We start from the raw sequence: 25,477 nt of genomic DNA, 5'->3' as shown, positions 1-25,477 counted from the left end.
CCGACGCAAGGTCGCCGCTTGGGACGACGACTTCCTCGCAAGCATCATCGCAGCTTAAAATTTTCACCCGATTCCCCTGCCGGGTTTTCCGGCTGCTCCCGCCCTCCTTTGAGACCCGCCCCTTTCCAGACCCGCCCCCTTCGAGACCCGCCCCCTTTCCAGACCCGGGCCGGTCCGGGCAGTGGCCGGTTCAGCCCCGGGCCACCAGCAGCCGGCGGGCGACCTCAAGATCCTCGGGCGTGTTCACCTCGAACGGGATGGTGTCGACGATCGCGGCATCGATCCTGAGGCCCGCTTCCAGCGCGCGCAGCTGTTCCAGCCGCTCACGCAGTTCGAGCGGGCTGGGCGGCAGCGACACGAATCGGTCCAGCGCCGCGCGCCGGAAGGCATAGAAGCCGATGTGATGATAGACCGGGCCGGGGCCCGAGGGCGCATCGGCGCGGGTGAAATACAGCGCCCGCCCGGTGCGGATGGCGCCATCCGCCGGCCGCTCCGCCGGCATCGACAGCACCGCCTTGGCGGCATTGGGGTTGGCGCGCACCAGCGGGTCTTCGGTCTCGACCACCAGGGTCGCGATGTCGACCCCGCAGCCCAACGCCGCCAGTGCGGCCCGCGGCAGCGCCGGGTCCAGCGCCGGCATGTCGCCCTGGAAGTTGATCACCACGTCGTGGCGGCGGTCGGGGTCGAAGATCTCGGCCGCCGCCTGCACCCGGTCGGAGCCGGAGGGCAGGCCCGGATCGGTCAGAACCGCATGGCCGCCGGCTGCCTGCACCACATCCACGATCTCCTGATCGCCTGCGGCCACCACCACCGGGCCGACGCCGGCCGCCAGCGCATGGTCCAGGCAGTGCAGGATCATCGGCCGGCCGTTTATGTCGGCCAGAGGCTTGCGGGGCAGGCGGCTTGCGGCAAGCCGGGTTGGGATCACGACCAGCGGGTTCATCGGCAGATCCATCCAGATGGTTGCGACCATGTGACGCAGGGGGGCGGCTGCACGTGGAAGCGGCACCGCTTCGCCCCTTATAGGGATTGGACAGACGCGGGGGAAGTGGCTAATCTGCGCGCGACCCGGCCCCTGGATGGCCGGACGCGAACCCGTGCCATGGTCCCCTGAGGGACGGACCGGGTCAGGCTGCGGCTCCGGTCGTGGCGGACCCGACAACCGCCCCAGGTATCCTGGCGCTTAACAAAACCTGCGGCGCGGCACCAGCTTGTGCCGAACCGTGCCTAGCTGTCCGGCTTCGTGTGTGGGCCGTCGGGCTTCGTGTGTAAGAGGATTGGGCATGTCCGGCTTCGAATTCAACAAGCTGATGGCCGCGTTCCTGACGGCAGCGCTGTTCGCCATGGTCGTCGGTGTCGTTTCGGAGATGGTGTACGAGCCGGAACATCTGGAACAGAACGCCTATGTGATCGAGGGCGTGGAACAGAGCGGCGCCGCCGAGGCCCCGGCCGAGATTCCCTTCCCGGTGGCGCTGGCATCCGCCGACCCCAAGGCCGGCGCCAAGGTCTTCGCGCGCTGCACCGCCTGTCATGACGACTCGAAGGGCGGCCCGAACAAGGTCGGCCCCGAGTTGTGGAGTGTGGTCGGCCGCCCGATCGCCTCGGCCGACGGCTTCGCCTATTCCGCAGCCCTGCAGGGCCTCGGCGGCGAGTGGACCTTCGACAAGCTCGATCACTTCCTGACCAAGCCGTCGGATTTCGCGCCGGGCACCAAGATGTCCTTCGCCGGTCTGTCGAAGGTTGAGGATCGCGCCGCGGTCATCGCCTATCTGAACAGCCAGTCCGACAATCCCCAGCCGCTGCCGGAGGCGCCGGCAGCCGACGCACCGGCCGAGGGTGAGGCAGCCGCCCCCTCGGCGGATGGCGAGGCCGCACCTGCCGCCGAAGCCCCGGCCTCTGCCGGTTGATCCGACCGGTGATCAGTTCCGGCCGGTTCTGACATATGGTCGCGGCCCTGATATCGTGATGAAGACGCCCGCCGGATCGGTCTGATCCGGCGGGCGTCTTCGTATTGCACACCGCAACCGCCCCCATGATCCGAGGCATCGATGCCGATCAACCCGTCCACCGCCGATCTGGCACCCGTCGCCGCATCCGTCGCGGCAGAGGCCGCCGCCTGCCTGCCTCTGGCCTTCCGGCTGGCCGATGCCGCGCGTGTTGAAGCCCGACGTTATTTCCGCACCGCCGTGCCGGTGGATGTGAAGCCCGATCACAGCCCCGTCACCCTGGCCGATCGCGAGGCAGAAGCGGCGATGCGCCGCATTCTCGAAGCCGAGGCGCCCGACCACGGCATCTTCGGCGAGGAACATGGCCGCGTGCGCCAGGGGGCCGACTGGCAGTGGATTCTGGACCCGATCGACGGTACCCGCGCCTTCATCACCGGCAAGCCCACCTTCGGCACCCTGATTGGCCTGTGCTTTCGCGGCCGGCCGGTGCTGGGGGTGATCGATGCCGGCGGCACCGGCGAACGCTGGTGGGGTGTGGCCGGCAGCGACAGCTGCCATGACGGCCTGGTGATCCGCAGCCGCGACTGCGCCGATCTTGCCCCGGCCCGCATGGCCGCCACCTCGCCCGCCATGTTCGGCCCCGCCGACCGGCCGGGCTTCGACCGTCTGGCCGCCTCGGTTGCCGATGTGGTCTGGGGCGGCGACTGTTATAATTATGGGCTGCTGGCGATGGGCCTGCTCGATCTGGTGGCCGAGGTCGACATGAAGCCCTATGACTGGTGCGCGCTGGTGCCGGTGATCGAAGGCGCCGGCGGCATTGTCAGCGACTGGCACGGCCGGCCGCTCAGCCTCGATGGCGATGGCCGGATTCTGGCCGCGGGCGATCGGCGCGCGCATGCCGCAGCCCTCCAAATTCTGGCCGCGGCTTGAACGGGCCTTACCATTGCCTGAACTTGGCCTATCATGAACGGATGCAGCCGATGCAGCGACAGGGGGATAGCGGCAGGTGATGGCTGAACGAGGGGACACCACGGCGATCAACGGTGCGGGCACTGGTGCGGACAGCCTGCGCCGCAGATCCGGGCATGCGACACGCCGCCTTGTGACAACGGCGGCGGTGATGATCGGTCTGGCGGGCGGCCTGATCGGCGGCCTGCTGGCCCTGCCCGGCCGACTGCATGCCGAACCGGCGCATGGCTTGTCGATGTATGGTGACCTGAAATATCCGTCTGATTTCACCCATTTCGCCTATGCCTACCCCGATGCGCCCAAGGGTGGCACGCTGAAAACCGCCGCGCGCGGCACCTTCGACAGCCTCAATCCATTCACGTTGCGTGGCATCTCGGCCGGTGTCGGCTCCACCTTCGACACCCTGACCGTCCAGAGCCTCGACGAGCCGTTCTCGGAATATGGCCTGATCGCCGAAACAATCGACATCGCGCCCGACAATTCCTCGGTCACCTTCACGCTGCGCCGGCAAGCCCGGTTCCACGACGGCAGCCCGGTCACCGCCGCCGATGTCGCCTTCACTTTCGACACGCTGAAGACCAAGGGCCATCCGATGTATCGGATCTATTATGCCGAGGTCGAGGCGGCGGAGGTCATCGACGATCACACGGTGCGGTTCAGCTTCTCGAACACCAGCAATCGCGAACTGCCGCTGATCCTGGGATCGCTGCCGGTGCTGTCGAAGGCGTTTTTCGAGACCCGCGACTTCACCGCCACCACGCTGGAGCCCTTACTGGGCAGCGGCCCCTATAAGGTCGCCTCGGCCGATCCCGGGCGCTCGCTGGTGCTTGAACGGGTGAAGGATTACTGGGCACGCGATCTGCCGGTGAACGTCGGGCGCCATAATTTCGATCGTCAGGTGGTCGATTATTATCGCGACGACGAGGTGTCGGTCGAAGCCTTCAAGGCCGGACAATACGACCTGCGGCTCGAAAACAGCGCCCGCCGCTGGGCCACCGCCTATAACATGCCCGAGGTTGAAAGCGGCAAGCTGCAACTGGCGGTGATCCCGCACCGGATCTCGGTCGGCATGCAGGGGCTGGTGATGAACACCCGCCGGCCGAAATTTCAAGACCCGGCGCTGCGCCGGGCGATGCAGTATGTCTTCGACTTCGAATGGTCGAACAAGACCCTGTTCTATGGCGCCTATACCCGCACCGACAGCTATTTCGAGAACTCCTCGATGGCATCGAGCGGCGTGCCTGAGGGCGACGAACTGGCCTTGCTGGAACCGTTCCGCGACCAGTTGCCCGAGGCGCTGTTCACTGAACCCTATACCGTGCCCAGGACCGATGGCAGCGGCAGCAACCGCGAGGGGCTGAAGGCGGCATACGAGATCCTGCAGGATGCGGGCTATGAGGTGCGTAACGGCAAGCTCTATGCCCCCGACGCCAAGGAACCGCTGCGCATCGAATTCCTGATCGACGATGCCGCCACGGAACGGATCGTGATGCCGATCACCCGCAGCCTGGGGCGGCTCGGCATCGATGCCAATGTCCGCATGGTCGACGCCGCACAGTACGAAAACCGCCTTCAGACCTTCGATTACGACATCACCACCGAGGTTTGGGCGCAATCGCAGTCGCCGGGCAACGAGCAGCGGGAATATTGGGGCAGCGATGCCGCCGACCGCCCCGGCAGCCGCAATTATGCCGGAATCAAGAATCCAGTGGTCGATGCGCTGATCCAGAAGATCATCGATGCCAAGGACCGCAGCAGTCTGGTCACGGCGGTGAAGGCGCTGGACCGGGTGCTGTTATGGGGCGATTACGTCATCCCCAACTTCCATCTGCCGGCTTTCCGGCTGGTTTATTGGAACAAGTTCGGTCGCCCGCAGGTCTTGCCCGATTACGGGATCGATCTGGACACCTGGTGGGTGGATCAGGCGCTGGCTCGCAAATATAATCTTGGCCGCTGAGGGAGGACCGGACCCGGCATGCTCGCATACATCCTGCGCCGCCTGGCCCTGATCCCGTTCACGCTGTTCGGCATCATGGTGATCAATTTCGCCGTGGTGCAGTTCGCGCCGGGTGGGCCGGTGGAACAGATGCTCGCGACATTGAGCGGGGCGCAGACCGATGCCACCGCCGGGTTCAGCGGCGGCGGCCGGGAGGTCGCGTCCGTGCCCACGGGCCGGGAGTATCGCGGCGCCCGTGGCCTGCCCGAAGGACTGGTCGACGAGATCCGCAGCCTCTATGGCTTCGACAAACCGCCGGTCGAGCGTTTCGTCGACATGATGACCAGCTATGTCACCTTCGATTTCGGCGACAGCTTTTTCCGCAACGCACCGGTGGTGTCGCTGATCGCCGACAAGCTGCCGGTTTCGGTGTCTCTGGGGTTATGGAGCACGCTGATCATCTATCTGGTGTCGATCCCGCTTGGCATCGCCAAGGCGGTGCGCGACGGCACGCCCTTCGATATCTGGACCAGCGGGCTGGTGATCGTGGGCTATGCCGTGCCCGCCTTTCTGTTCGCCATTCTGCTGGTGGTGCTGTTCGCCGGCGGGTCGATGGTCAGTTGGTTCCCCTTGCGCGGGCTGGTGTCCGACAACTGGGCCGATCTGCCCTGGTGGCAACAGATCCTCGACTATTTCTGGCATCTGGCGCTGCCGGTGACCTCGCTGGTGATCGGCGGCTTCGCCACCCTCACTCTGCTCACCAAGAATTCCTTCCTCGACGAGATCGGCAAGCATTACGTCATCACCGCCCGCGCCAAAGGGCTGACCGAGCGGCGGGTGCTGTATGGTCATGTGTTCCGCAATGCCATGCTGATCGTGGTCGCCGGCCTGCCGGCCACTCTGGTCGGGCTGCTGTTCACCGGATCCCTGCTGATCGAGGTGATCTTCTCGCTCGACGGGCTGGGGCTGTTGTCCTACGAGGCGGTGCTGAACCGCGATTATCCGATCGTCTTTGCCTCGCTGTTCATCTTCACCCTGATCGGGCTGCTGCTGAACCTGATCGGCGATCTGATGTATGTGGCGATCGATCCGCGGATCGATTTCGAAGGCCGGGGGGCTTGAGGCGATGGGGCTGACCACCTGGAGCGCCGGCCTCGGGCCGCTCAACCGCCGCCGGCTGCGCAACTTCCGTCGCAACCGTCGGGGCTTCTGGTCGCTGTGGCTGTTTCTGGTGCTGTTCATCCTGTCGCTGGGGGCCGAGTTCGTCGCCAATGACCGGCCGATCCTGATGTCTTATCAGGGGCGGCTGTATGTGCCGGTGCTGGTCGACTATCCCGACACGGAATTCGGCGGCTTCCTGCCGACACCGGCCAATTACCGCGATCAGATCACCATGGACACGATCGAAGCCGATGGCTGGGCGATATGGCCGCCGGTGCGCTTCTCGTACAACACCATCAATTTCAACCTTCAGGTGCCGGCGCCGGCGCCGCCCTCGCCCGAAAACTGGCTGGGCACCGATGATCAGGGCCGCGACGTGCTGGCCCGGTTGATCTATGGCTTCCGGCTGTCGGTGCTGTTCGGGCTGGGGCTGACGCTGGCAAGCTCGGTGATCGGCGTCGTCGCCGGCGCCGTGCAGGGTTATTTCGGCGGCGTCACCGATCTGGTGTTCCAGCGGCTGATCGAGATCTGGTCGGGGCTGCCGCAGCTTTATGTGCTGCTGATCCTGTCGGCGCTGTTCCAGCCCACCGTCTGGCTGCTGCTGGGCCTGCTCACCCTGTTCTCGTGGACCGGTCTGGTGGCGCTGGTGCGGGCTGAATTCCTGCGCACCCGGAATTTCGACTATGTCCGTGCCGCCCGCGCCATGGGGGTCAGCGATATCGGCATCATGCGCCGCCACATCCTGCCCAATGCCATGGTCTCCACCCTCACCTTCATGCCCTTCATCCTGTCGGGCGGCATCACGGCCCTGACCTCGCTCGATTTCCTGGGGCTGGGGCTGCCGGCCGGCTCGCCCTCGCTGGGCGAGTTGCTCAATCAGGGCAAGAACAATCTTCAGGCGCCATGGCTGGGCATTTCAGGCTTCATCACCCTGGCGCTGATGCTGTCGCTGCTGATCTTCATCGGAGAGGCCGTGCGCGACGCCTTCGACCCCAAGAAGGTCTTTGCATGAGCGGGGGCCTGCGGATGAACGAGGCCACGGCGATCCCGGCCCCGCTGCTCGATGTCACCGATCTGACCGTCACCTTCCAGAGCGAGGCGGCGCCGGGGGATGCGGCGGCGGCCGAGGCGGTTCGCGGCCGGCCGGTGATGATCGAGACCCGCGCGGTTGCCGGGGTGTCGTTCCATCTGTCCGCCGGCGAGACCCTGGCCCTGGTGGGCGAGAGCGGATCGGGCAAATCGGTCACAGCACTGGCCCTGCTCGGCCTGCTCCCCCGGGGCCGCGACGTCACCATCACCGGCCGGGCCCGGCTGGCCCCGGTCGCGGCCCCGGTCGCAGGCGGTGGCGAGACGATGGAGCTGATCGGTGCCCCCGAACGGATGCTGCGCCAGATGCGCGGCAACCGCATCGCCATGGTGTTCCAGGAGCCGATGACCGCGCTGAACCCGCTGCACCGGGTGGGCCGTCAGATCATCGAGATCCTGGCCGTGCATCGCGGGCTTCAGGGCACCGCCGCCCGCGCGCGGGTCGATGCCCTGCTGCGCGAGGTGGCGCTGGTCGACAGTCAGGGCGATACCGGCCGCATCGTGAACGCCTATCCGCATGAATTGTCGGGGGGGCAGCGCCAGCGGGTGATGATCGCGATGGCGCTGGCCAACGAACCCGATCTGCTGATCGCCGACGAGCCCACCACCGCGCTGGATGTGACGGTGCAGGAGGAAATCCTGGGCCTGCTGGCCCGCATCCGGCGCGAGCGCGGCATGGCCCTGCTGCTGATCACCCATGATCTGGCGATCGTGCGCCGCACGGCCGACCGGGTGGCGGTGATGCGCCATGGCCTGCTGGTCGAACAGGGGCCGGTCGACCAGATCTTCCGGAGCCCGCGCCACGAGTATACCCGCATGCTCATGGCCGCACGGCCGCGCGGCCGGCCGGTGGCGGTGCCCCAGACCGACGCGCCGCTGCTGACCGTGCGCGATCTGTCGGTGCGCTATCCGGTGAAGGGCGGTCTGCTGCGCCGGGTGGTGTCGCATGTCGAGGCGGCCAGCGATGTCAATTTCACGCTCCGGCCGGGCGAGACCCTGGGGCTGGTGGGGGAAAGCGGCTCGGGCAAAAGCTCGATCGCCGCCGCCCTGATCCGGCTGACCACGGCCGAGGGCGTGATCGATTTCGACGGCACCGATCTGGCGCGGCTCGATCAGAAGCACCTGCGGCCACTGCGCAACCGCTTCCAGATCGTGTTTCAGGATCCGTTCGGCTCGTTGAGCCCGCGCATGACCGTGGGTGATATCGTGGCCGAAGGGCTCGATATCCATGCCCCCATCGCCGACCGCGCCGCGCGCCGGCAGCGCATCGCCGACGCCCTGACCGAAGTCGGGCTGGAGGGGGCGATGCAGGACCGCTTCCCGCATGAATTCTCAGGCGGCCAGCGCCAGCGCATCGCCATCGCCCGCGCATTGATCCAGGAACCGGCGCTGATCATTCTGGACGAGCCGACATCGGCGCTGGATGTCTCGATCCAGGCCCAGATCGTCACCCTGCTGCGCGGGCTGCAACAGCGCCGCCGGCTGGCCTATGTGCTGATTTCGCATGATCTGGCGGTGGTGCGGGCGCTGGCTCATCAGTTGATCGTGCTGCGCCGGGGCCGGGTGGTGGAACAAGGGCCGGCCGACCGGGTGATGGAGGCGCCGGCCAGCGACTACACCCGCGCGCTGATCGCCGCCGCCTTCCCCGATGGCTTTCCCGACGACACACCCACTGGCGACACGCCCCATGGCGGCACGTCACTGGCGCACGGCTGACCGGCCGGATGACATCCGCGTCCGGTCGCGGATGGTGGTCGGCCCCTGATCGGGTGCAGGATAGCTGTCACCTGATCCAGTCGATCATCGAGGAAGTGCCATCATGTCCGATCACCAGATCCAGCCGTCGGCCGGGCCCGTCGCGGCCGATATCCCGCAGCCGGCCACCGCCATGGCGCTGGCCGGCAATCAGGCCGGCGACGACCGGCTGTGGCATATCATCGTCACCCGCGACCGGCGGTTCGCCGATGCCTTCCGGCTGGGGGTGCTGACCACCGGCATCTATTGCCGGCCCGGCTGCCCGGCACGCACGCCGCTCCGCCAGAATGTCCGCTTCTTCGCCGATGCCCATGCCGCCGAGGCGGCGGGGTTCCGCGCCTGCAAACGCTGCGCGCCGCAACCCCAGGCGCTGGGGCCGGAACAGCGGCTGGTGCTCGCGGCGATGGGCGCCATCGACCGGCGCTGCGAGGTGCCGGGCGCCACCGAGCTTGCCAGTCTGCTGGGGGTCGAGACCCGAAAGCTCGCCCGCGCCTTCGGCCGGGTGCTGGGGGTGGCGCCGGCCGACATGCTGCGCGGGTTGAAGCGCAACCGTTTCCGCACCGCGCTGAAGGCCGGTGAAAGCGTGACCGAGGCGGTCTATACCGCCGGCTTCGGCGGCCCGGCGCGGGTCTATGACGGCGGCGCTGCCGGGCTTGGCATGGCACCGGGCCGCTTCGCCGCCGGTGGTGGCGGCGAGACCGTGTCGTGGCGGCTGTTCGATTGCCCCCATGGCCGGCTGCTGATCGCGGCCACCGATCGCGGCATCGCCATGATCGCGATCGACCCCGACGATGCGGCCCTGCTGCGCGGGCTTGGTGCCGACTTCCCGGCCGCCCGGCTGGTCGAGGCCGATGCCGGCCATGCGCTGATCGGCGCCGCCGCCGAGGCGGTGCTGGCCGGGCTGTCGCAGGATGGCGCGCGGCTGGACGATCACGGCCTGCCGCTGGACCTGCGCGCCGGCGCCTTCACGCTCCGCGTGTGGGAAGCGCTGCGCCGGCTGCCGGCGGGCCAGGTCACCACCTATGGCGCCCTGGCCCGCGCGCTGGGCAATCCCGGTGCCGCGCGCGCGGTGGGCCGCGCCTGCGCCACCAACAAGGTGGCGCTGCTGGTACCCTGCCACCGGGTGGTCCCCGAACAGGGCGGCTTCGCCGGCTATCGCTGGGGCGAACGGGTCAAACGCGCCCTGCTCACCACTGAGGGCGCCACCCTGCCCCCCGACCGCGCCACGGCCGATCGTGCGGCGACAGCCGCGGCGGGCGAACCGGCCGCGTCGGACGAGCCGGATGCCCCAGCCTCCGGCCCCCGGATGGCAACGGCGACAGGAAGGCAGCGCTGATCGACACTGATTGACCAGATCCATGGTAATATGCGTCGACCATCCATCAGAAGCATCAGGCCATCAGAAGCGTCGGGCAATCAGGAGCGTCAGGCCATGAGCGGAACCACATCGATCACGATTGGCGATCATTTTGCTGCCTTCATACAGGCGCAAGTGGACACGGGCCGATATGGATCGGCGAGCGAGGTTGTGCGGGCAGGTTTGCGGCTGCTTGAAGAACATGAAGCGCGCGTCCGCGCCTTGCAGGATGCCATTGACGACGGCGAGCGTTCCGGACCGCCGCAGGTTTTTGACAGCGATGCGTTTCTTGCACGCATGCGGGTAAAACATGCACGATGAGCCTCGACCGGTCGGGAAACCAGCCCCTTCGTCGGAGCATTCGCCTGACAGCCCTCGCTGATCAGGATCTTGAAGATATATTCGAATATAGCGTCAGAACGTGGAGCGTTCAGCAGGCAGAGATTTACTTTTCGCAAATAATGACTGCCTTGATTGCGCTCGCAAATAACGAGAGAACCTATCAGCCTGTTTCTGTACGCTCCGGCTATTTCAAAACGCGGATCGGTCTGCATTTTGTGATCTTTAAAATCACACCGCACGAGATTGACGTCATCCGGATTCTGCATAGTCGGATGGATGTCGACCGACATTTGTAATTGCCAGGCATCCAACCCGGCAGCCCGTTTCAGGCATACCGGGTCGGATGATATCAAGCACCGGTCAGGATGCCGGCTGGCCGCAGGTCGAGGTGACCGGGCGGCCGGCCATCACCTTGCGCACGAAGGGCACGCTGTCGCCCAGCGAGCCGTTGACCGCGCCGCTATGATCGAGCCCCGGATAGACATGGGCTTCAACCACCGTGCCGGCGGCGCAGGCGGCATCGACCACCGCCTTCTGCATTGGCGGCGGCACGTCGTGGTCCTGCGCACCGGTGCCGACGAACAGGGGATGGGCCAGTTTCACGGTCGGATAGGCCAGGCTGGGCGCCAGTCCCTGGATCACCTCCAGCGCCTTTGGGGTCATGGTGTTGGCGCGGGTCAACCCGGCATCGGTGACCGCGTTGAACACCGGCACCACGCACCCCGTGCGGGCCTTGTCCAGCACCGGCGCCGCCTTGGCCGTGAACATCGACGACGCCGGCACATGGGTCGGCGCCTGCTCGGCCAGCAGGCCGATATAGAGAAGATAGGCGATGGTCGGGTCGACCTTGTCGGGGTTGGCGGTCGCGACCGCGGTCATCAGCTGCGGCGTCAGGAACGGGATGCCGGTTGAAACGGTGCCGCGGATGTCGATATCCGGGGCATAATCGGGCGCGAAGGCCGCGGTGGCGAAGGCGGCACCGCCACCCTGCGACTGGCCGATCAGCACCACATGGTCGCCCAGATCCACCCCCAGCTCCGCCTCGCCCGACTGCACGGCGCGAATGCTGTCGAGCGTGCTGTAGGCTTCGGGGCGTTGCCAGATAGGGATGCGGCCCAGAGACACCAAGTCCCTGATAATCGGTCGCGACGATCGCGAAGCCTTCCTTCAGCCAGCGGCCCAGATAATCGACATCACGCTTCGACCGCCCGGTCCAGGACGGCGCGCAGGCATCGGCCACACCCACTGTGCCATGGGCCCAGGCGAGCAGCGGCCAGCCGCCGGCGGGCGCCCGGCCCCGGGGCACGAACAGCGCGCCCGAGACCACCACATGGCCATCGCCGGTAACGCCATCGGTCGCGGTGTACAGGATCCGCATCTGCCGGGCAGCACCGGGCAGACCGCGATCGGCGGGCAGCGGCTCGCTGCGCAACAACAGGCCAGCCTGCGCCGGGATCGGCCCGGTCCAGTCATAAAAGGCCGAGACCCCGCCATCACCCTGGCTGGCATCGGGGGCCGGCATATCGGCCGCAAGGACCGGGGTGGTCGCCATCACGGCCAGGGCCGCCATGCCGGCAAGTGGTGCCGCAAGGCCGGCAAGGCCGCGGAATGATTTCGAGCTGCGGAACATCTGGGGGCGTTTCCCTGCGCTGGTTCTTCTTGAAGAACCGATAGTGTGCCAGAACCGGCGCCGGGATCATCAGATAGTTGGTGTGAATTACGCCTTGCGGTTGCCGGGCCACCTCACCCAGCCAGCGGATAGCGCTCGGCGATCAGCCGGTACAGCGCCCGCACGCCCATGATCTCGGCGCCTTCAGGCCGGCCGGGGCGGCTGCGGGTGTTCCAGGCCATCAGGTCCAGATGCAGCCAGCCGGCCCGCGCCTCGCCGGCGAAGGCGTCCAGGAACAGGGCGGCGGTGGTGGCACCGGCGAAGCCGCCGCCGACATTGCAGATATCGGCGATCTTGCTATCCAGCATATGGCGATAGCCGCGATGCAGCGGCAGCCGCCAGACCGGATCGTCCTCGGCCCGTGCCGCCGCTTCGAATGCCTGCGCCAGCCCGTCATCGGCGGCGAAGAAGGCGGCGATCTCGGTGCCCACCGCCACCCGGGCCGCCCCGGTCAGGGTCGCCACGTCGATCAGCAGCGCCGGCTGCTCACGCGCGGCTTCGGCCAGGGCATCGGCCAGCACCAGCCGGCCCTCGGCATCGGTATCGCCGACCTCGACCGAAATCCCGGCGCGGGTCTTCAACACGTCGCCGGGGCGGAAGGCATCGCCAGCGATCGCATTGTCGACCGCCGGGATCAGCACCCGCAGCCGCACGGGCAGGCGGGCATCCATGATCAGCCGCGCCAGCGCCAGCACATGAGCGGCGCCGCCCATGTCCTTCTTCATCAGCCGCATGCCGGCCGGCGGCTTGATGTCCAGCCCGCCGCTGTCGAAGCACACGCCCTTGCCGACCAGGGTCACCTTCGGATGGTCCTCGTCGCCCCAGGCGAAATCGATCAGGCGCGGGCTGCGGCTGCTGGCCCGGCCGACCGCATGGATCGCCGGGAAATTCCGCTGCACCAGATTGTCGCCGACAATCTCGTCATAGCGCCCGCCATGGCCTTCGGCGATGCGCCGCGCCGCCAGTGCCAGTTCCGGCGGCCCCATATCCTCGGCCGGGGTGTTGATCAGGTCGCGGCCCTGCGACAGCGCCTGCACCAGACTGCCCAGCCGGGGAATATCGACACCCGCCGGGATGACCAGCGTCGCCGGCGCCCGACGCTCGTCGTGGCGGTTCAGATAGCGGTCGAAGCGATAGGCACCGAGCGCCCAGCCCATGGCCAGCCGCAGACCCATCTCGGCGTCTTCTGGTTCCGGGTCCAGCCGCCAGCGGCCTTCCGGCAGTTTCTGGGCCAGATCGCCGATCGTCCACGGTCCCGGCTCACCATCGGTGACCACCAGCGCGCCCGCCAGCCGGCCATCCGCAGCCGGCAGCAGCAGGTGGGCGCCCGCGCGTGGCTTGAACCCCTGGGCCTGTACCCACGCGCCGATCTGCGGTTCCGCCGCATCGCGCCAGGCAGCGAAGCCCCGCTCGGCAACCAGGATCAAGGGCAGGGCGGCGGTCTCGCGATCGCGGGCGAGGCTCGGGATCTCAGCCATGGAGGTGCGGGGCTCCTTTTTGGGTCGGGGTCGCGCGACGGGGTTGTGCGCGCCGCCATCCGACAAGGTTGCCGCCCGGCCACCCGCCGTCAAGTGTGGTGGCACGCAAAGCGCCCGACATACGATTTGCGGCGCGGTCAATCCGCCGGCGCCGGGGTACCGGGCTTCTGTTCGGGCACCGGCGCGCCGGGCGCGGTCTCGGCCGGGGCACGGTCGATCACCGGCGCCGTGCCCAGATCGTCGAGCGGCGCCGCCGGAGCTGCCTCGTCTGGCTGTTCTTCGCGGCCGGCGGCATCCGGAGTGGGGCCGACGGCGGGCGGCGCCGTCGCCGCATCGGCATCCTCGGCCGCCGCCGCCGCGTCGATGGCCGCCTGCCATTCGCGATAGAACCGGGCCGCACCCTCGTGCAACGGCACGCCGACCCCGAGATTGGCGGTCTCGACCCGGATCAGCCGGCCCTTGGCATGGCCGGCATCCAGCAGGCTGCGGGTCGGCGTGCTCCACAAGGCGCGGGTCAGGCCATAGACCAGATCGGGGTTCAGCCCCTCGCGCACCACCCACAGCGCCCGCACGCTGACGGTGCCCACAGGGGCCGGCAGGTTATAGGCATCGCGCGGGATCACGTCTTCCACGAAGAACGGGTGCCGGCTGACCAACTCGTCGCGCAGCGCCCCCGACAGCGGCACCAGACCCGCGACACCATCCTCGATCGCGGCGCCGATCGACACCGCCGGATAGCCGCCGACAAAGAAGAACGCGTCCAGCGATCCGTCGCGCAGATGGTCGACCGCAACTTCGGGGTCCAGATTCTCGACCCTCAGCGCATCCAGCGGAATACCCGCCGCCGCCAGCACCAGGCGCGCATCCACCAGGCTGCCCGATCCGGTGCGGTCCAGCGACACCCGCTTGCCGACCAGATCCTTGATATCGCTGATGCCGCTGCCGTTTCGCGCCACCAGATGCAGGCTTTCCGGATACAGGCTGGCGATGGCGCGCAGATCCGGCATCAAGGGTGCCCCGATCTCGGCGCCGCGCCCGGTCTGGGCCAGCACCGCCACATCGGCCTGCGACAAGGCGCTGTCCAACTGGCCCGCAGCCAGCAGGCGCAGATTGTCGACCGATCCGCGGGTGGTGACCGCCACGGCCACCAGCCCGGGCACGCCGCAGGCACCGCCATCCTCGCAGGGCCGCGACCCGGGCGGGTTGCTGACCGCATTGGCCAGAATGCCGCCGATCGGGAAATAGGTGCCGGCGGTGGAGCCGGTGCCGATGCGGAAGAAACGCATCGCCTCGTCCTGCGCGCGGGCGGTCTGGGGCGGCAACAGCATGAACAGCCCGGCCAGCAGGCTGGCGGCCAGCGCCGCGGCACGGCGTCTCAAGCTATAGTGCCCCAAGGCATGGCGTCCGGGGCACACGACCGTCCCCCACTGAAACGGGACAGAACCGGCGGTCGGAATCTTGCGGGCCATGACGCACGGGTCTCCGCGTGGGGAACAGGGCAGGATAGCGGCCATCGCGCGGCGGGACGACACCATCCCCGGCGATGCGGCCGCGTGCTTGCGTGCCCGGATGATCTTAAGCCACACTCGCCCGATCCGTCGAGCCGTGGTGACGACGATCACCGAACGGTCGCAGGCCAATGGTTCAGACTGTCCGCCCCCACGCCGTGCCTGCCGCCGACCACCTGCCGCCGACCATCCGCTTTCACCGGAGACCACCACCCGATGACCATGTCGAACAGACGCCCCAGGGTGACCGACCGCCTTGGCGCGCGCTTCACCGCCCGTGGCATTGAACCGGTGGTGCCGTTCATCGGCGCCGGCAGCCTGTCGCTGCTGGCCGGCGCGCTGGCCTTTCAATATCTGGGCGGACTGGCACCCTGCGTGATGTGCCTGTGGCAGCGCTGGCCGCATCTGGTGGTGGTGCTGGTGGCGGGTGCCGTCACGGCACTGGCGCCCGCGCGGCGCGTGCAGGGCGCCGCCCTGGCGGTGATGGCGCTGGCGCTGCTGGTGACGGCAGGGCTCGGGCTCTATCATGTCGGCGTCGAACAGGGCTGGGTCACGGCCAGCGCCGCCTGCACGATCAGCGGCGCCAGCCCCGATGGCCCAACCGACATCGCGGCCTTGCGGGCCGCCATCGCCGGCGCGCCGCGTGCCGCCTGCACCGATATCGCCTGGTCGTTGCTGGGCATCAGCATGGCCGGATGGAATGCGCTGATCTCGGTGCTGCTGGCCGGGATTGCCGCGGGCGGTGCCCGCCACATCTTCAAACGCTAGAACAGATCGCACATGCCCGGAGGCCCCCGACCGATGCGCCCCGATCACACACAGCACCATGATGGCGCCACGCCCGTGCCAACACCGCGCACCGCCCCAACCGGTGCCGGCGCCCTGCCCGGCGACCCTGGTGCCCGAACCCTGGTCGAGCGGATGATCCGGGTCGATCAGGCGGGGGAATATGGCGCGGCGCGGATCTATCAGGGCCAGTTGGCGGTGATGGGTAAAGGGCCGCACGGTGCCACCATCCGCCACATGGCGGCGCAGGAACAGGTGCATCTGGACAGCTTCAACCGGATGATGGTCGCGCGCCGGGTGCGCCCCACCCTGCTGTCACCGCTGTGGCATGTGGCAGGCTTCGCGCTGGGTGCTGCGACCGCGATGATGGGCAGCCGCGCCGCCATGGCCTGCACGGTCGCGGTCGAGGAAGAGATCGACCGCCATTATCGCGCCCAGGCCGAGGCGCTGGGCCCCGACGAGGCGCCGTTGCGCGACACCATCGAGCGCTTCCGTGCCGAAGAGCTTGAACATCGCGACACCGGCCTTGCCCATGGCGCCGAACGGGCCCCGTTCTATCGCGGGCTGAAGGCGGCGATCGGCGCCGGTTCGCGCGCCGCGATCTGGCTGTCCCAGCGGCTCTGAGGCACAGCGGCTCTGAGGCGCAACGGCGCCGGATCAGGTCTGGGCCGGCGCCTGGAAAAACGCCGTCAGCCGGCGCGCGGCCTCGGTCGCCAGCGCCGGATCGATGGCAAAGCACAGCCTGAGGAAATTTCCGCCCCCCGGGCCGAAAGCGGATCCCGGCGCCAGCCCCACACCCGCCTCGCGCAGGATGCGCACGGCGGTGGCGAAGCTGTCATTCATGCCGTGCACGCCGAAGAACAGATAGAACCCGCCCTGCGGCCGCACGATCCGCAGGCCCGGCACCGCCTGCAGCGCCGCCAGCAGCACGTCGCGGCTGACCATGGTGCGCCGCACCAGCGCGCGGATGCCGTCATCGCCCTGGTTCAGCGCCGCGATCGCCGCATGCTGAATGAAGGTGGCAACCCCTGTGGTGTTGTACTGGCTCAGATTCTCGAACACCTGGCCCATGCCGTCGGGAAAGATGATCCAACCGGCCCGCCAGCCGGTCATGCACCAGTTCTTGGAAAATGTGTTGGTCACCAGCAATCGGTCGGTGGGCGTGGTCACCTCAAGGAATGACGGTGCGGGCCGGGGCAGGCCGGTTTCCGGATCGGGATCGGTGAAATGGCCATAGACCTCGTCCGACATGATCCAAAGGCCGCGCGCCCGGGCGATGTCGACCAGGGCCGCCATCTGCGCGCGCGGCATCAGCCAGCCGGTGGGGTTCGAGGGTGAATTGATCGCGATCGCGCGGGTGCGGGGCGTGATCGCCGCCACGATATCGTCCAGCGACAGGCTGAAGCGGCCGGCGGCACTCACCCGGAACGGCACGGGCACGAAGCGGCCGCCGGTGATGCGGATGATCTCGGCCAGATTGGGCCAGGTCGGCACCGGGGCGATCACCTCATCCCCCGGCTCCAGAATCGACTGGAAGGCCTGCATCATCGCCTGTACGCCGCCAGCGGTGACGCTGAACCGGTCGGGCGACAGGCTCAGCGGCGCACCGGTGGCATCGCGCCAGTGCCGGGCGTGATAATCGGCCAGCGCCCGGCGCAAGGCCGGCAGGCCATGGGAATAGGTATAGCGGGTATGTCCGTCGCGCAGCGCCTGCTCGGCGGCCTCGCGGATGAAATCGGGGGCCGCGAGGTCGCCCTCGCCGATCCACAGCTTGATCACCGCCGGGTCATCGCGCCCCAGATTGGCGATATCGGCGATCTGGTTGCTCGCCATGCCGGCGACCCGATCAGAAAGGCCAAGCCCCTGCCCGTTCATGCAGTCACACTCCCCGGACCAGCGGCCACCATGCCGCGATCATCGCGGCAGATCGTCGCGGATCGCGCGGATGAACGCAACAGGCGATCAGGACTGGAATGGGGGTTCAGTCGTCATCGTTCTGAAGCTGCACACCCCAATACTCGCCCTCGGTCATGTCCGACGGGAAGGCGCGGCCCTGGGCTTCGCTCTGGATGGCGCGCAGCGTGGTGTGCACGGCGAGCGCGCCGCTTTCCGCCGCCTCGTCGCTGCGCACGCGTCCCATTCCGGCATAATGCAGGTAATCGCGCCAGCTGGAATGTAAATTGCCGGGCGGAAAATGGCGCCCGGCTTCCTGAAGTTCGGTCAGGTCCGGCGGCTTGGGCACGGATCTGAGTGTCATGCCGCATTGCGCCGGCGTTCGGGCGCCCTTGGCGGTGTTGCACGCCGTGCAGGCGGTCACCACGTTCTGCCAGCTGGTCGTGCCACCGCGGGCGCGCGGAATGACATGGTCGAAGGTCAGTTCCTCGGTGGCGAACCGCCGGCCGCAATACTGGCAGCGGAAACGATCGCGCAGGAACACGTTGAAGCGGGTGAAGGCCGGACGGCGATTGACCGGCACATAGCAGCGCAGCGAAATCACGCTCGGCAGCCGCATCTCAAGCCGCGGGCTGTGCACCACGGCATCATATTCCGACAGGATATCGACGCGGTCCAGGAAGACGGCCTTGATCGAATCCTGCCACGACCAAAGCGACAGCGGAAAATAACTCAGCGGTCGGTAGTCGGCGTTAAGCACCAACGCCGGACAGGCATTCGCGGATAGGCCCACAGGCTCCGTCTCCCTCTGGAAACGGGGCGGGCGCGGATGCCCGCCTCGCGAGAAGAACTATAGCAATGATTTGTGATGCTTGCATGAAAGATCAAGAGGCTGTATCTCCGCCCCTCACCGGCCGGCCATGACTGCGTCATCGGACATCGATGATTTATCATGTATATGAAGCGTCACAGTCACGGCAGCCCCCTGCTGCCGGCCGGGTTCGATCGCCAGCCGCCCGCCCATCGCCTCGGCCAGACCACGGCTGATGCTCAGGCCCAGCCCGGTGCCCTCGATGTTCCGGCGCACGGCATTGGCGCCGCGCTCGAAGGGATGAAACACCCGGTCTATGGCCTCGGCCGGAATCCCGATGCCGTCATCGCAGATCGTCAGCGCCACCGCCGGCTGCCCGTCTTCGCCGCGGATCCGGTGGGCGCTGATCCAGACATGGCCGTCATCGGGCGTGAACTTGATGGCGTTGGTCAGCAGGTTGTTCAGAATCTGGGCCAGCGCCCGCGGATCGGCCGCAACCAGGGGCAGGCCGCGATCGGCATTCACGGTCACGGTCTGGCGGCGGGCATCGGCCTCGGGGCGGATGGTGGTCACGGCATCATCCACCGCCGCCCACAGATCGGTGGCGGCGATGCGCACGGGCGCGCGGCCGCTTTCGATCCGCGCCACATCCAGCAGGTCGTCGATCAGCGCCTTCAGCAGAAGGCCCGAGCGGTGGATATAGCCGGCCTGTTCGCTATAGCGCAGCAAGGTCGCCTCATCGGCGCCGAACAGCCGGTCGCGGATGATTTCCGCATAGCCCAGTATGGCGTTCAAGGGCGTGCGCAGTTCATGGCTGACCTGACCCAGAAACCGGCTCTTGGCGTCGTTCGCCGCCTCGCTGTCGATCAGCGAGCGTTGCAGGCGATCGTTGGTGGCGGTGAGCTCGGCCACCAGATGCCGGATATGGTCGGCATCGCTCGCCTGCCGCGCCAGCAGGCGGCGGTTTTCGATGTTCAGCCGCAGCATATCGCCGATCCAGCGGTGATACCGGTCGGCAAAACTGCTGAACACGATCAGGAACAGCAGGAAACCGGCCAGCAGAGCCAGGCTGTTGGGCTGGTCGTCGGTCAGCATGACGACGACCGGGGGAATGACCAGCGGCACCAGGAAGGCCGCCAGCAATGTCCGGTCCATCACATAGGCGATGCCCATCGCCGTGATCGCGACCAGCACCACCGACATGATCATCCGGGCGGTCGGGCTGTCGATGGCCAGCCCCGCCGCCGTGCCGATGCCCCAGCCCAGCGACGACAGGGCGATGCCGGCGGCCACCAGACGATGCTGCGACGTCGTCACCGCGCCCCGGGCGGCGGCGTCCATCGCCCGGCTCGCCACTGGAATGCGGAACAGCGCCACCAGGGTCATCATCGCCGTCCAGCCGATCAGCCACGCCGTCTCGACATGGTCCTGCATCAGCAATGCCGAGACCACCGCACCCGGTGGTGTGGCGATCGCCGCCCGACGCGACAGGGCCGCCTCCATCGCGACGCGCGCATTCCGCAGGGCGCTATATGTGTCGGCATCGTACATGTGGTCCCAGCGCCTCCATGACTGTTCGGCAATCATGGAGCGGGGAATGCGATGAATGTCAATCTCTCCGCATGCAAGGCGCGACGGTGCCTAGCGCGGCGCCTCGACCTTCAGCGCGAAGCGGTTATATCCCTGGCGGCGGCGGGCTTCCGCCAGCGGGATGCCGGCCCGGACATCGGCGATGACCCGCGCCTCCATCGCCTCCACCTCCTGCACCAGCGCCGCCACCTCGGCGCGCCGGGCGGCAGGCACCACCACCACGCCGCTGTCATCGCCGACCAGCCAGTCGCCGGGCTCGACCCGGGCGCCGCCGGCCGTGACCGGCACCTGGGCACCGGTCATCTTCACCCGGTTCTTACCCGATTTCATATAAGCCGTCAGCGAGAACAGCGGATAGCCGATCGCCATGATCTCGGTGGCGTCGCGGCAGGCGCCGTCGATCACCGTGCCGGCGATGCCACGGGTCTTGGCGATCGCCGACAGGATATCCCCCCAGACCGTGCACCAGGTGCGGCCGTCATTGGCCAGCAGCACCACATGGCCTGCTGGCACGTCCTCGATGTAATCGGCGGCAGGCGCCGGCTCGCCGGCGGCCACCGGCTCGAAGCGCACGGTATAGGCCGGGCCGCACACCCGGTGACCGGCCTGAAGCGGCCGGATGCCCAGCAGGCCATTGTCATAGCCCAGCATGTCGAGCACATCCGACACGGCGGCGGTCGAGGCGCGCGACAGTACCGCCAGCACGCTGGCATCGTCGAGGGGCGCCGTCGCCATGGTCTCGGCAGGGGTCACAGGGGGGGTCTGGTCGGTCATGGGTCAGGCAGCTTTCTGCGGCGGTCGATCGAGGATTGCGAAGGGTCAGGCGGCATCCGATGCCAGGGCGGCCGCGGCCAGCGGCTCGGCCACCCGCACCGCCAGCTTGCGGCCACCCTGGAAGACATTGACCCGCTCGTTGTTGCTGGCCTTGGCGCCGAAGCCGATGAAGCGGCCCCCGAACACGAAGCTGTCCAGGCTGATCTTCATCGGCACGCAGGCGCCGGTCTCCAGATCGGTCAGGATCGGATAGGTCAGCGGTGGGATATAGCGCTGGGCGATATTGCCCTCGGCAAAGCCCTGATCGATCCTGGCGACCCAGGTCTCATGGTCGACGTCGCGGCCGATGGTCACGCCGTCGCCACGGATGTCATAGGGCTCCTTCAGCACCCAGTCCTGCGGCCGGGTCAGCAGCAACTGGCGCAGGTCGTGGGTCTCGCCGCCGAAGCTGACCGACTTGCCCTCTTCCAGCTTCGCGGCCCAGGGCAGCAGCCGTTCGGCCAGCGCGCGTTCATCGGCGGTGAAGTGATGGGCGAAACGCGGCTCGCGCAGCAGGCCCAGCATCCGCTTGCTCTCGGCCACATAGCGGGCCGGGAACGGGTTCAGATGCAGGATCGACCGCGCCTCCACCGCCGCCACCCAGCGTGGCAGCAGATCGGGATGCGCCGCCGTCAGCCGGCGCCAATAGACCGTGTTGATCTTGTTCCAGCACAGATCGATCTTCAGATCGCCAAACCAGGCGCCGCCGTCGCGAAAGCTGATCTGGCGCGGATCGGCCACCACGGTGCGGGTGCCCAGCGCCGAATAGGCGGCCGCCATCTCGATCGATTCGACATTGGCCTTGCCATCCTCCTGCAGCACGGCCAGCACCGGATCGGCGGCCTTGCCACCCCAGGCGCGGTAATCGGCCAGGAAGCGTTCCAGCAGCGGCGCGCCCTGGTCCAGCGGCAGCTTGCGGATCTGCAATCCGGCCGCCGCCAGCGGCGCTTCGATCAGGGTATCGACCACGGCATTGATCCGGCCGGTGAACATAGTGCCGGCCGGGCTGTCGGCATTGTTCTCAAGAATGATCACCCGGCCGTCGGGCAGGGCCGGATAGCCGTCGATCCGGCACACCCTGACCGTGCTGGGCAGGCCATGCGGGGCAAGGGCCGCGGCCTCTTCTGCAGGCTCCAGGCCGATATAGGACCGCACCTGCGGGTCGGCGGCATAGGCGGCCATCGCCCGTTCCAGCAGCGCCACATAGGCTTCCAGATCGCGGGCAAGCGGCGCCACCGCGTCGGCGCGCACCATCAGCGGCGCCGGCGCCAGATCGAAGGCCTTGTTCTGGAACCGCGGCGCCGCCGCCACAGCCTCGCGCACCCGCCGGGCCAGGGCCGGACCTTCGGCGATCAACCCGGCCAGGGCTGCGGCGGCGGCATGCCAATCGATCGTGGAACCGGTGGTCATGGGATGGGTCTCCGATGGATCGTCTGACGGGGAGGCAGGATCGTCTGACCGGGAGGCGGGATGGCCCGCTCAGGCAACTGCGGCCCGGGGAGCGGATGGCAGAATCAGGTCGCCTGCGGCAGCACGGGGGTCGCGCGCGCGTTCGAAATAGCGGGCGATGATCCGCTGCGACACCGGCGAGGCGGCGCCGTGGCGCAGAACATGGCCGTCGATCTGGCCGACACAGGCATATTCAAGCCCGGTGCCGCACAGGAAGGCTTCGTCGGCGGTCCAGGCATCGGCGCGGGTCAACCGGCCTTCGCTGGCGGGGATGCCCAGTTCGGCCGCGATCTCCAGCGTCAGCGCGCGGGTGATGCTGGGCAACACGCCTTCCGACAGCGCCGGCGTCAGCAACTGCCCGTCGCGGACCAGGAACAGGATGGCGGTCGGCGCCTCGGACAGATAGCCATCGGCATTGGCCAGCACGACATTGTCGAACCCCGATGCCTTGGCTTCCAGCATCGCGATCCGCGCGCCGGCATAATTGGAGATGTTCTTGGCCGCCGACGGGAAGGCCAGATCATGGGCGCGCTGCCAGGACGACAGTTTCAGCTTCATGCGCCGGTCTTCGGCCAGCCAGGTCTTGCGGCCCTGTGCGGTCAGGGTCACGGTCAGCAGCGATTGCGCCGCCTGCCCCAGTTCTCCCGGATTGCCGGCCGAAATCGAGGGCCGGACATAGCAGTCGCCCCCGGCGCCGTTGCGCGCCACCAGATCGGCGATGATCCGCCCGATGCCGTCGATGCCCGGATCGGGCAGCCACATCATCTGCGCCGAGCGCGCCAGCCGGTCCAGATGCGGCGCCAGCGCCAGCACTTTCAGCCCGTCATCGGTCTGATAGATGCGGATGCCTTCAAACACAGACACCGCATAGCGCAGCGCAATGCTCGCGGCATGCAGTGTCGCCTGTTCCCACGGCACAACGGCGCCGTCATGAAAGCAGAGCGGATAGGTTTTCGGGCTGCGCTCGGGCATGGGCATGATGTCGTGGCTTCCATTGGGGGCAGTCGCGCGCGCCCTGTCCGTGCCGGCGAACGGCGCAGACGGGCGCGCGATCTTGTCAGGCAGCGGCTTCCTGATAGCGGAACGGTGCCTCGCCGGGCTCGTAGAACCGCGTCAGCATCGCGTCGAAATGGGCGTGACGCAGATCCAGCGCCCGCGCCAGCATCCGGATGCACTGATCCTGCAGTTCCGGGGTCGCCGCATAGCGGCGCAGAAGCTCACGCGCCACCGAGGCATGCTCGTCTTCCAGCTCGCTGACATGATTGTCGGCCTCGGTCGACGAGGCATGATGGACGAAATAGTCATAGCCCGAGGGCGGCAGTTGATAGATGTCGCGCATCACGTCGAGCATCGAGCGCTTGTTGGGGCTGACGATCGGCGGCTGGCCTTCCATCAGCAGCAGTACCGATGCGACGCCCGCGGTGAAATGCACCGAGGTGTTGTTGCAGACACCGACATTGTGGTCGATCACGGCCTGGGTTTCGGGCAGCAGCGGCGCCGATTTGATGTCATCCATGGTCACGCCGACGGCGTTGCCGAAATCGACGAAGGACAGCAGATGGCGGCGGCTGTCGGTCAGCCGGCCGGTCTCTTCCTCATAGATGTTCTCGACCAGCGAGATGCGCAGATCGTAATCGTCGATCCGCGATGCGATACCCAGGATGTTGCGGGTCCAGAAGTTCTTGATCGGCCAGCGATGCATCACGAAATTCTGCAGCAGGCGCTGCGTGGCGTTGCCGCTCATGATCAGCTGATAGAGCGGGCTGGTCATCTTCTTGCGCTCGGCAATCATCGCGTCGAGCGTCTGGACGAAGTCGCTCATGTCGGACCTTCCATTTGATCGGTTTGAGCTTGATCGGTGTGGATGTTGAACAACCGGAACGCACTGTCAGGCGGCGCCACGCACCGCAAGATCGGCCTCGACCGGATGCTGCGCCGACAGCCGGTCGGCCAGCAGGGTCAGGAAGCTGGTGCCATTGCGGATCTGTTCATCCCGCAGCGCCCTCAGATCATCGAGATTGAGGTTCAGCGCGGCGGCGAGGCAGTTCTCGTAAAGTGCCGACGAACGCGGATCGACCCAGTCATGCAGATGATCGCGGATCAGCCCGGCCAGGGTCTGGTGGTCATAGGGCCGGCCGGTGCTGCGGTGCATATACACCGCCAGCGCCTCGGTCTGGCAGTTGCCGCCGCCCTTGCCCATGCCGCCGAGCGACCCGTCGACGATGGTGACGCCGGCATCCAGCGCCGCCAGTGTGTTGGCGAAGCCCAGCCTGAGGCCATCATGGGCATGAAAGCCGATGCCCATGCCCGCACCGCCACCGCCATGCACCGGCACCGGCGCCGGCACCGCCGCCACGATGTCGCCGATGCGGCGCGCCACCTCATGCGGGTACAGGCCACCATTGCTGTCGGCGATATAGAACCAGGTGACCCCGGCATCGCGCGACCTGCGCGCCACGTCGGGCGCCAGATCCAGCGGCTGCTCCGAGGCACGGATCAGGTTGATCGCGGCATCCATACCCAGGCTGCGGATACGCTCGGCATGCACCAGCGCCGCGTCGATCCGGGCCGGCGTCGCCGGCATGCGCACCAGACGCACGCCCTGATCGGCCAGCCGGGCATAATCGTCCAGGCCCACCTGATGGACATGCGCCATCACCGTCAGCCCGGCCGCACCCGAGACACGGCGCATCTGATCCAGATACCATGCCGGGCAGCAGGCCGCCGGCCGGCCGTCATACAAGGCTTCGTCCTGAGGCCGGTAATAGCCGACTTCGATATAATCCAGTCCCGATGCCGCGAGCCCCGCCACCAGGGCAGAGGCTTGGCTCGGCGTAAACCTGTGATCGTTGACATATCCGCCATCGCGGAGTGTCACGTCTATGACCCGTATCGTCACGATGTCACACCTGAAGCTGGGCCAGCCCG

Annotated in this window: 22 protein-coding genes and 1 pseudogene; 11 read left to right on the top strand and 12 right to left on the bottom strand. The window is 67.6% G+C overall.

Annotated elements, in window-relative coordinates:
• Nucleotides 1-190: 190 nt before the first annotated feature.
• Nucleotides 191-943, bottom strand: coding sequence for a 3-deoxy-manno-octulosonate cytidylyltransferase (locus IEW15_RS07635; RefSeq protein ID WP_188576417.1), 753 nt, complete (start codon nucleotides 941-943; stop codon nucleotides 191-193).
• A 340-nt stretch (nucleotides 944-1,283) separates the two neighbouring features.
• On the opposite strand from IEW15_RS07635, the gene IEW15_RS07630 reads away from it, so the two are divergent.
• From IEW15_RS07630 to IEW15_RS26740, 9 genes are all read left to right on the top strand, one after another.
• Entirely contained in the window at nucleotides 1,284-1,907 is a 624-nt protein-coding gene (locus tag IEW15_RS07630; RefSeq protein ID WP_188576415.1) for a c-type cytochrome, read from the top strand.
• A 141-nt stretch (nucleotides 1,908-2,048) separates the two neighbouring features.
• Nucleotides 2,049-2,876: an inositol monophosphatase family protein gene (locus IEW15_RS07625; RefSeq protein ID WP_188576412.1), complete on the top strand. Its 828-nt coding sequence runs from the start codon at nucleotides 2,049-2,051 to the stop codon at nucleotides 2,874-2,876.
• A 79-nt stretch (nucleotides 2,877-2,955) separates the two neighbouring features.
• A complete protein-coding gene (locus tag IEW15_RS07620) occupies nucleotides 2,956-4,872 on the top strand; it encodes an extracellular solute-binding protein (protein WP_229707910.1) in 1,917 nt (638 codons plus the stop codon).
• 18 nt (nucleotides 4,873-4,890) lie between these two features.
• Complete coding sequence (locus IEW15_RS07615; protein ID WP_188576410.1) at nucleotides 4,891-5,973, top strand: microcin C ABC transporter permease YejB; 1,083 nt, start codon at nucleotides 4,891-4,893, stop codon at nucleotides 5,971-5,973.
• A gap of 4 nt (nucleotides 5,974-5,977) precedes the next feature.
• Nucleotides 5,978-7,024: an ABC transporter permease gene (locus IEW15_RS07610; RefSeq protein WP_188576452.1), complete on the top strand. Its 1,047-nt coding sequence runs from the start codon at nucleotides 5,978-5,980 to the stop codon at nucleotides 7,022-7,024.
• Entirely contained in the window at nucleotides 7,021-8,814 is a 1,794-nt protein-coding gene (locus tag IEW15_RS07605) for an ABC transporter ATP-binding protein (RefSeq protein ID WP_229707909.1), read from the top strand. Before IEW15_RS07610 ends, IEW15_RS07605 begins: the two co-directional genes overlap by 4 nt.
• Nucleotides 8,815-8,917: 103 nt before the next feature.
• On the top strand, nucleotides 8,918-10,189 hold the full coding sequence (locus IEW15_RS07600) for a bifunctional transcriptional activator/DNA repair enzyme AdaA (RefSeq protein WP_188576407.1): 1,272 nt from the start codon (nucleotides 8,918-8,920) through the stop codon (nucleotides 10,187-10,189).
• Between the two features lie 96 nt (nucleotides 10,190-10,285).
• Nucleotides 10,286-10,531: a type II toxin-antitoxin system ParD family antitoxin gene (locus IEW15_RS07595; protein WP_188576405.1), complete on the top strand. Its 246-nt coding sequence runs from the start codon at nucleotides 10,286-10,288 to the stop codon at nucleotides 10,529-10,531.
• A complete protein-coding gene (locus tag IEW15_RS26740) occupies nucleotides 10,528-10,848 on the top strand; it encodes a type II toxin-antitoxin system RelE/ParE family toxin (RefSeq protein WP_188576403.1) in 321 nt (106 codons plus the stop codon). The genes IEW15_RS07595 and IEW15_RS26740 overlap by 4 nt, the downstream gene beginning before the upstream one ends.
• 64 nt (nucleotides 10,849-10,912) lie before the next feature.
• Here the strand turns inward: IEW15_RS26740 and IEW15_RS26575 are convergent.
• The 3 genes and pseudogenes from IEW15_RS26575 to IEW15_RS07575 all read right to left on the bottom strand — a co-directional run bounded on the left by IEW15_RS26575 (nucleotide 10,913) and on the right by IEW15_RS07575 (nucleotide 15,078).
• A pseudogene (locus tag IEW15_RS26575) lies at nucleotides 10,913-12,122 on the bottom strand (lipase family protein).
• 173 nt (nucleotides 12,123-12,295) lie between these two features.
• Nucleotides 12,296-13,699, bottom strand: coding sequence for a leucyl aminopeptidase family protein (locus tag IEW15_RS07580; protein ID WP_188576401.1), 1,404 nt, complete (start codon nucleotides 13,697-13,699; stop codon nucleotides 12,296-12,298).
• A gap of 137 nt (nucleotides 13,700-13,836) precedes the next feature.
• On the bottom strand, nucleotides 13,837-15,078 hold the full coding sequence (locus tag IEW15_RS07575; protein ID WP_229707906.1) for a TAXI family TRAP transporter solute-binding subunit: 1,242 nt from the start codon (nucleotides 15,076-15,078) through the stop codon (nucleotides 13,837-13,839).
• Nucleotides 15,079-15,423: 345 nt separating this feature from the next.
• Here IEW15_RS07575 and IEW15_RS07570 point away from each other — a divergent pair, with 345 nt between their 5' ends.
• Nucleotides 15,424-15,975 (top strand): disulfide bond formation protein B, encoded by a 552-nt coding sequence (locus tag IEW15_RS07570; protein WP_229707905.1) that lies wholly within the window; start codon nucleotides 15,424-15,426, stop codon nucleotides 15,973-15,975.
• Between the two features lie 33 nt (nucleotides 15,976-16,008).
• On the top strand, nucleotides 16,009-16,617 hold the full coding sequence (locus tag IEW15_RS07565) for a demethoxyubiquinone hydroxylase family protein (protein WP_188576397.1): 609 nt from the start codon (nucleotides 16,009-16,011) through the stop codon (nucleotides 16,615-16,617).
• A 33-nt stretch (nucleotides 16,618-16,650) separates the two neighbouring features.
• On the opposite strand, the gene IEW15_RS07560 is transcribed toward IEW15_RS07565, so the two are convergent.
• The 8 genes from IEW15_RS07560 to IEW15_RS07525 form a co-directional block, all read right to left on the bottom strand.
• Nucleotides 16,651-17,868 carry a pyridoxal phosphate-dependent aminotransferase gene (locus tag IEW15_RS07560; protein ID WP_188576395.1) on the bottom strand — a complete coding sequence of 406 codons (1,218 nt, stop codon included), beginning with the start codon at nucleotides 17,866-17,868 and terminating at the stop codon, nucleotides 16,651-16,653.
• Nucleotides 17,869-17,974: 106 nt separating this feature from the next.
• Nucleotides 17,975-18,679 carry an HNH endonuclease gene (locus IEW15_RS07555; RefSeq protein ID WP_188576393.1) on the bottom strand — a complete coding sequence of 235 codons (705 nt, stop codon included), beginning with the start codon at nucleotides 18,677-18,679 and terminating at the stop codon, nucleotides 17,975-17,977.
• Between the two features lie 114 nt (nucleotides 18,680-18,793).
• Nucleotides 18,794-20,248 (bottom strand): sensor histidine kinase, encoded by a 1,455-nt coding sequence (locus IEW15_RS07550; RefSeq protein WP_188576391.1) that lies wholly within the window; start codon nucleotides 20,246-20,248, stop codon nucleotides 18,794-18,796.
• Nucleotides 20,249-20,338: 90 nt separating this feature from the next.
• Nucleotides 20,339-21,061 (bottom strand): RraA family protein, encoded by a 723-nt coding sequence (locus IEW15_RS07545; protein ID WP_188576389.1) that lies wholly within the window; start codon nucleotides 21,059-21,061, stop codon nucleotides 20,339-20,341.
• A 45-nt stretch (nucleotides 21,062-21,106) separates the two neighbouring features.
• The gene (locus IEW15_RS07540; protein WP_188576387.1) at nucleotides 21,107-22,510 is read right to left on the bottom strand and encodes a hypothetical protein; all 1,404 of its coding nucleotides are present in this window, start codon (nucleotides 22,508-22,510) and stop codon (nucleotides 21,107-21,109) included.
• Between the two features lie 69 nt (nucleotides 22,511-22,579).
• Nucleotides 22,580-23,527: an aminotransferase class IV gene (locus IEW15_RS07535; RefSeq protein ID WP_229707903.1), complete on the bottom strand. Its 948-nt coding sequence runs from the start codon at nucleotides 23,525-23,527 to the stop codon at nucleotides 22,580-22,582.
• 79 nt (nucleotides 23,528-23,606) lie between these two features.
• Nucleotides 23,607-24,371: a TenA family transcriptional regulator gene (locus tag IEW15_RS07530; protein ID WP_188576386.1), complete on the bottom strand. Its 765-nt coding sequence runs from the start codon at nucleotides 24,369-24,371 to the stop codon at nucleotides 23,607-23,609.
• Between the two features lie 66 nt (nucleotides 24,372-24,437).
• Nucleotides 24,438-25,448, bottom strand: a complete 1,011-nt coding sequence (locus IEW15_RS07525; RefSeq protein WP_188576384.1) for a beta/alpha barrel domain-containing protein — start codon at nucleotides 25,446-25,448, stop codon at nucleotides 24,438-24,440.
• Nucleotides 25,449-25,477: the final 29 nt, after the last annotated feature.

The sequence above is a fragment of the Tistrella bauzanensis genome (assembly GCF_014636235.1).
Classification (GTDB): Bacteria; Pseudomonadota; Alphaproteobacteria; order Tistrellales; family Tistrellaceae; genus Tistrella; species Tistrella bauzanensis.
Note: the sequence above shows the minus strand (reverse complement) of the source record. Positions and strands in the feature narration are given on the sequence as shown.